This is a genomic window from Chroococcus sp. FPU101 (assembly GCF_017312365.1).
Classification (GTDB): Bacteria; Cyanobacteriota; Cyanobacteriia; order Cyanobacteriales; family Microcystaceae; genus Chroococcus.
Window position 1 is genome coordinate 1 of record NZ_BLJI01000079.1, and the last position, 6,752, is coordinate 6,752.

The window sequence follows — 6,752 nt, forward strand, 5'->3', positions numbered from 1 at the left end:
CCCTGCCCCTCTCTTAGATAGTCTCCCTGTACAAAGAGTAAATGTTGAGGGCGTGAATGAAGGCGGATGGGAAAGGAATGGCAGTAGCGGTCATCCCTTTCTAGCCGCCCTGCTCAACAAAAGCCTTAAAAGGTTCAACATCCTTCCCTCTGTTATGAGTTCTAAGAGTAGTCACACCAATTGTTTGATGATGTTGAGCAATCTGTTCTTTGAACTCTTCGATGAACTGATGAGCCGCCGCCCTGTGAATATGAAAAGTAACCTCAAGAAGTGCAGGAGTCATAGCAAAAGTGTAGTCGGGGTGTAATTGATTCCATTGTTGTAGAGCATTGAAGATAGCGATCGCTCGTTGTCTTGCGCCACCATCAGCACGAGGTTTACGGCGGTTTTTAGGAGTTGTTTCACTCGTTCTCGTCAGTTGGGAATCATTAAACATTGACAAAGAGGGACAGTCTTGTTTGTTTAGTTCATGTGTATCATAATTAATCATTTTTTTAGAAGACTGTCCCTCTTTGTCCAGTTTTTTTCCAAGTGAAACTGCAACTTTCGACGACTGAACAGGGTCAGGGACAGCAGCAGCTTTAGGATTTTCTTTCCCAAAAGAGCTTTTAGGCTCAGACTTAGCTCCTAACGGTTCATTTGGAGGATCATCATTGCCATTAAGAAGTTGACGGAAAACCGAAAGAGTCGCATTGGCTTTTTCCAGTTCAGATTTTAAGCGATCATTTTCCGATTGAAGTTGGTCAACTTGTGGGTGAGGTAATAAGGATTGCTCTAACTGAGATTGAAGGTCATCACGTTCAATTTCAAGCTGTTGAACACGTTGACGAAAGGAAGTAATTTCATCAGTCAGCCAAGCGAGAGTTTTGGCAAGGTCAGAAATCGCTTGATGAGTCGCTTGCTCAACTGTATTAGCATTTTCTAGTTTCAATGGCTCAACAGATGTAGCATTTTGCTCTAACTGTTCTTCAACCCAGTCGATGAGAGAATGGAAAACCGCCGCTTGCGTACCTTCAATTCCCAGAGAATCAGCGATTGCATCGAGTCGGTGACGGTCATCGGAGTAAAGATTGTAAATAGTAGTAGAGGGACGTTTTTGCTTTTCTGGTTGAGGTAATTGATCGCTTGTATCAATCAAAGTCTGATAGGTGGTGATCATCTCATCAATATTTTTAAAGAGCATTCTTGATAAAAGAGTTTTAGTAATATGGGGTAGACAACGGCTGTCAATTTCAGAAGGAGAAAGGTAAAGAAGCGGCTGCACATCAGGGTGTGATTTGAGACGTGAGATCGCCTCTATTACAGTTGCACCATCAACTAAAGTAGGAAGTTCAGTTTTGGCAGTATCAACAGTAGAAGAAAAAAGAAGGGCTTGTTTTTGTGTTGGGTGAGGAAAAAACTTTTTGCTCTTTAACAACTCACCCGCCGTTCTACCAGTCACCGCCATCAGCCCTGTGAGAAGTTCAGGATAGCGCACTCCGCCTTTGGCGGAGATCCCTGCGGGATCGCTATTTAACAGTTCAGTTAAAGAGTTTTGTAATGATGATGCTAAGAAATGGCTGGCAACAGAAGGTTTTAAAGATAATGATGGGTGGGTAATGTTTAAGATGGTTTCTGTGGGCTGTTCATCAGTTATTTCGGTTGCTGTTAATGACGGCATCGCCTTAGTGACCTGTAACTCCGTTTCAGTCGTCTCGTCAATAGATGCCGTTCCAACTTCATCAGTTGTGATCGTCTGTTGCTGTTGAGAATTATTAATTGGCAACTCACCAAATTGTGTAATCAATATTCCCCTGTTTTCTAAATAATTGCCATGCTCATCAATCAATCGATAACGAAAATAATGACCTGTTGCGCTACTATCAATCGCATGACCGAGATAATGCTGTAAGAAAGGATACTCATGAGAAGTTTGAGGGCAGAAGAAGTAAGAAGCGATCGCACCCCATAATCCTCTTAGATTATGAATACTAACCGCTTCTCTGCTTTCTAGCGGTGGAACGATGTCTCCTAAATACTTATTACACTCACGGTTGATTTGTACATCAAATTTATTGATGGCTGTGGCTAAATCTAGGGTGTTGAAAATTGTCAAAAAGTAAGAAAATTTTAGACACAATTTCTATGAGGCATTCTAGAAGCAGAAAAGTAAGTTAATGTCCAAAAAGGAGCTTCCGTTTGGAGAGATTGGATTGACCAAAGGTATGCTGAATCCATTGAGACAAATCAGAAACATGAACCGTCGTCAAAGCCTCTTTAACAAACTCATGATTAAAGTTGACCGTGCTAAGAGGAATTGTGAGAAGTAAAGAGCGAAGTTCCTTAATGGGACAGCGTTGTGAAAAATACTTATAGCGACCAAAAAGCGATTCAAGAACGTCAGAAGTAGCTAAAAAAGTATGGTCAAAACAAGGAAGAATTTGTTCTTGTAAATAAGAAAAAATCTTTTGTTTGAAAGGGAGTGTGAAATGAGAAATTTTGTGCAGGGATAACTTCTGAGAATAATGAAGAAGCGAAGCCTGATGCAAGCCAAAAGATTTCAGTTGTTTTTCTAAAGTTCGAGTGAGAAAAAGAAGAGAACGCCAGAAGCAAATTGGCTCATAATAATCCTCAAGCCAAGAAAATTTCTGTTGCCATCTAGCCAAGAATTGAGGAAAGGATAGATTAGGAAGAAGCCGAGCCAGAAAAGTTAAATCGCACTGAAACATCCTCAAAGACCAATTAACTAAGCGATCAAGGTTAAAATAACGGCATTGGCTTCTTTGTGCAGGAGGAGCAGCAAAAGCTAATTCAGTTTGTTGAACATGAAGTCGGCAGGAGTGACAGTCAGCTAGGAAATTTTGAAAACATTCGCTCCCAAATAACTCTTTTTTCAATAAATTAGCCATCGCATGAGTAACATCATAGGTGTAAATTACTTTCTGATGGCGGTCTTGAAAAAGTTGAATACCTTTACGAAGGTTAGAAGCGCGGTCAGCAATAATTTGAAGAGGAATACCCACACTTTGAGAGACTGATTCTAAAATGCCATAAATCCACGCGCCTGTGGCTTCAGTGGTCACTTCAAGAGCTAAAATTTGACCATCAGTTGGTTTGAGAGAGCTTCGGTTACGAAGATTGTGCAACTGCCAATCTTGGTAGGAAATGCCATAAATCACAAGAGCTTTAGACTTGCCTAATTCAATCGTTAAATCAACAATAAAAAGCCAATCATCTCGCCTTTGTTTGGGACGAAGTAATTCAAATAAACCAATTTTCTCCATCCAGTTTTTAACACTACTATAATGAGGCGTGTCGAGTTGTGAATGAGAAGAAATTAACTGCATAGTTTTAGCGGCTCCTCGAAAACTGTTACCTACTTTAATGAATTGTTGAACGACAACAGAGATTGTGGAGATCCTATAGTGATGGTGAGGAATGATTTCTGACTCTTCATCATTTTCATCACAATTAGCCGAAGAGAGATCAGGAGAAGGAGAAAATTGAGCTAACTGCTTCTCTAAATCTTTGATTTTTTGTTCGGCTTCTTTCGCTCTAGCTTTCCAACAATCTCGACTCTTTTTTAAAGCTCGATTGGATTGGACATATTCGCGAATTTTCTCTTGTTTTTTAAGAGCATTTTCTTTCCAATTTTCCCGACATTGTTTTTGATAACAAAGCTGGCGACTGAGGGGCATAGAGGAGTCAGAGTCATTCATGGTTTGTCCCCTTGCAAATAACAGGAAAGTTGTGTAAATTATAACAGGTTTTTTGAAAGATCAATCAACAATCAAGTGGCATAGCGGGAGCGAAGCCGTGCCTGTGGCATCGCACTTCCTAGGCAGTTTAAATAGAATTGAAAGGAATTACCTCTCGAATTGTCCGTTTACGTTTGTGGCGATGATTATGGTTGGGTTCGAGTTGATGGAGTGCATGGTGAGTCTCAATTTCATCTTGTCGGGATGCGATCACCTTCTGTACTAAACGTTGCGACTTGGTAACATCACTGACTAATTCTTTAACAGCATTAATGGAGATAGCCCATTTAAGGTCATGTAGTTCGATAGCATTATTATGAGCGATGATGGCATCAATAGCATTATAAATCGCTGCCTCAGCTATGGGAGAGTTACGAGGTGTGCGTTGTGCAGTTGTTTGATCAGTTTGATGGATTTCTTGTGTTGATGAAACAGCCGTTGTCTGTTTATCTGATGTAGTAGGTTTAGTTTTAGCTCTTGCGGGTTGATCAGAAAGTGGCTGTGTCGCACCCTGCATTTGCAAGGAAATGAACTGAGTCATAACATCAACAAGCTTATCAAGTTTGGCTTCCAACCCTGAAGTGGTAGGATTGAGTAGTGAGGTGTGATTGGTTTGAGACGTGGCTACAGCATTTCCCTCCGAAGGTAAACTAACAGTTAGGGTGATTGGCTCAAGCTCACCATTTGTAGTTTTCTCTTTTTCAAGTTCACCTTGATCTGATTGAGTTTCTTGAGGAGTTTCAGAATTGGGTTTAACTTCTGATTCAGGTGATGAGCTAATTGGTTCTGCGTCCAAACGAGATTTCACCCAGTTAAGCAATTCATTCATCTTAAAAGATTGGTTAAGTGATTCATCCAATTTTAACTGTTGAAAAATTTGCTCAAGTAAAGATTTATCATCACGAGTAATCCGAACACTGCTCAGTTTTTTCTTCTCTCTTGAAGAAACTACCGCTTCAACCGTTTCTTGAAAAGCTTCAATGACTTTTACACCTTCAGTTTTCAACTTCACCCCCTTGCGTTTACCGCCCTCCTTAAAAACAACCTCGTCAGCAATTTCATAATCAGAATAATGACGAGAAGCGGAAAGCGATCGCCGTCTTTCAAGATTAGATTCATCAAGGATGGCATAATGTCCTTGAATCGCCGCTTTATACTCAACCTCATTCACATTTGGGGGACAATACCAAAAAGTAGCGATCGTCGCATAAACTGACCTGAACAGGTGAGTATAGAGATTATCCTTACCTTCACGGGCTGGTACTAAATCAGTAAAGTGGCGATCGCACTGTCGAATAACCGCACTGCCATATTTACGGTTAACATCGTCTGCTTTCATTTCTACGGATTCTGGCAATTGATGACGGACTTTGCTTAAAGCTTGACAGACAAGTTCAGCAGGAGCGAGAGTCGGAATCTCAAAACTGAGGACTTGTGTTTCACCACCACGTTTTAAAGCACCAGTAAAAGTAACACTCCACTCGCTACACTTAATAAATTGAGCAGTCGAGAGGAGTTCCGAGCTACGCCGTCCCGTCAGCACTGATAAGCCCGCAGCAACTTCCGACCATTCAGGAGAATCAAGGAGCGCGATCGCCTTGACCACTATGGCATCAGGATCATCAAGAAACTGAACCTGTTCGTTACGGGAAGCGACGCGCCCCTGCTTGGCATCATTCAAAGAGATGTATTCATCAGTGGTAAATTTAATGTAATCCAAACTAAAATGATTTTCACCCAGATGATCTTTGATCGCCCGTCTAGTAGTGTCCATGAGGGATTGTTGTTGAGACAGTTCGCTCAAGCCTTTGGCAGCCCATGCAGATCGGATTGTTTGGTTATATTGTTCAGCTTGTCTTTTTCCCGACTCATCATCTGACAGACTGGAGAGGAAGGGAAGATATTCAGTGGCGATCGCTGTTTCTAACCAAGCACGTTTACCCATAAAATACTAAACCAATCCAATTCAAAAATAAGTAGAGAAAGTTAACGAGGCAGAACATCATTTAAAGAAAGTTGAAGGCTAGGAAGCAGAGGAGAGGAAATCAATTCACCTAAACGGTATTGTTGTTGTTGATAAACATCATCAACCAAGTGGCAGACTGTGAAAGTCGGTTGTTTTGGCTTACCGATAAAAGCAATTCCGCCTAAACCACGATAATCAACAATCCAATATTCAAGAATCCCCAAAGCTGCATATTCTTCAACTTTACGAGCATAGTCATCTTGCCAGTTAGTGCTAACAACTTCAACGACCAATCGAATAGCTTGACCGCTAGTAAGAACAGGTTGTTTTCGCCAAAGAGGTTCTGCTGTTAAAGCAGCTTCATCTAAAACAATTACATCAGGACGCAAAGCAGTTGCTCGCTCAACATCGGGACGGATCAGACAATTTTTAGGAATTGTCCATCTTTTATTGTTGCGTAAAATTTCAACGAATAAATAACCAGCGAGTTTGCCAGAAACTAACTCATGTAAACCAGTAGGTTCCATATCTCGAAGATCACCATCAATTAATTCGTAACATGGGTTATTGCCGTATTGAATTAAAAATTCCTCAAAGGTTAGAGATGTTTGAGATGTATAAGTCATCTGTGATCTCCCGATCAATCTAAATAGATTAAAGCAGTTATCTTTTGAATTAATCTAATTATAGACAATCCAATTCAATAAAGCAAGCCATTAATGATATAAATTACTTATATGTAATCCAAATTGAAGTTTTAATCATAAGCAATTCAAATTAAATTAGCAGTTTGGATTGAAATATTTAATAAACTGATTTAATATTCTAATAAATCTGATCGGAGCGCAAGGGCGGGGACGGGGAGCAACGAGGCTGTAAGGCTTACACTATAAGGGTTATAGCGTTAGACCAAATTGGAACCCAGAGATCAAGCAATCCAATTCATAAGTGATCCAAATCAATTAAGGCAAGCAATTCACATATAAGCAATTCTAATCAATAGACAGATTGGAAGCGAAGTAGTTCAGAACTACTTCGCTTCCAATCTG

The 6,752-nt window shown here is 40.4% G+C and carries 4 protein-coding genes; all 4 read right to left on the bottom strand.

The features are described 5' to 3' along the window. Positions 1-100: 100 nt before the first annotated feature. Positions 101-2,095, bottom strand: a complete 1,995-nt coding sequence (locus tag CFPU101_RS24825) for a protelomerase family protein (RefSeq protein ID WP_242578257.1) — start codon at positions 2,093-2,095, stop codon at positions 101-103. Between the two features lie 58 nt (positions 2,096-2,153). Beyond that, the gene (locus CFPU101_RS24830; protein WP_242578258.1) at positions 2,154-3,698 is read right to left on the bottom strand and encodes a hypothetical protein; all 1,545 of its coding nucleotides are present in this window, start codon (positions 3,696-3,698) and stop codon (positions 2,154-2,156) included. A 127-nt stretch (positions 3,699-3,825) separates the two neighbouring features. Next, the gene (locus CFPU101_RS24835; protein ID WP_206818516.1) at positions 3,826-5,682 is read right to left on the bottom strand and encodes a protelomerase family protein; all 1,857 of its coding nucleotides are present in this window, start codon (positions 5,680-5,682) and stop codon (positions 3,826-3,828) included. Between the two features lie 41 nt (positions 5,683-5,723). Continuing rightward, the gene (locus tag CFPU101_RS24840) at positions 5,724-6,329 is read right to left on the bottom strand and encodes a Uma2 family endonuclease (protein ID WP_206818517.1); all 606 of its coding nucleotides are present in this window, start codon (positions 6,327-6,329) and stop codon (positions 5,724-5,726) included. Between the last annotated feature and the right edge of the window lie 423 nt (positions 6,330-6,752).

What these genes read in the sequence shown, in the direction of transcription:
- CFPU101_RS24830 (WP_242578258.1), bottom strand. Translation starts at nt 3,698, where the DNA reads ATGAATGACTCTGACTCCTCTATGCCCCTCAGTCGCCAGCTTTGTTAT.
- CFPU101_RS24835 (WP_206818516.1), bottom strand. Translation starts at nt 5,682, where the DNA reads ATGGGTAAACGTGCTTGGTTAGAAACAGCGATCGCCACTGAATATCTT.
- CFPU101_RS24840 (WP_206818517.1), bottom strand. Translation starts at nt 6,329, where the DNA reads ATGACTTATACATCTCAAACATCTCTAACCTTTGAGGAATTTTTAATT.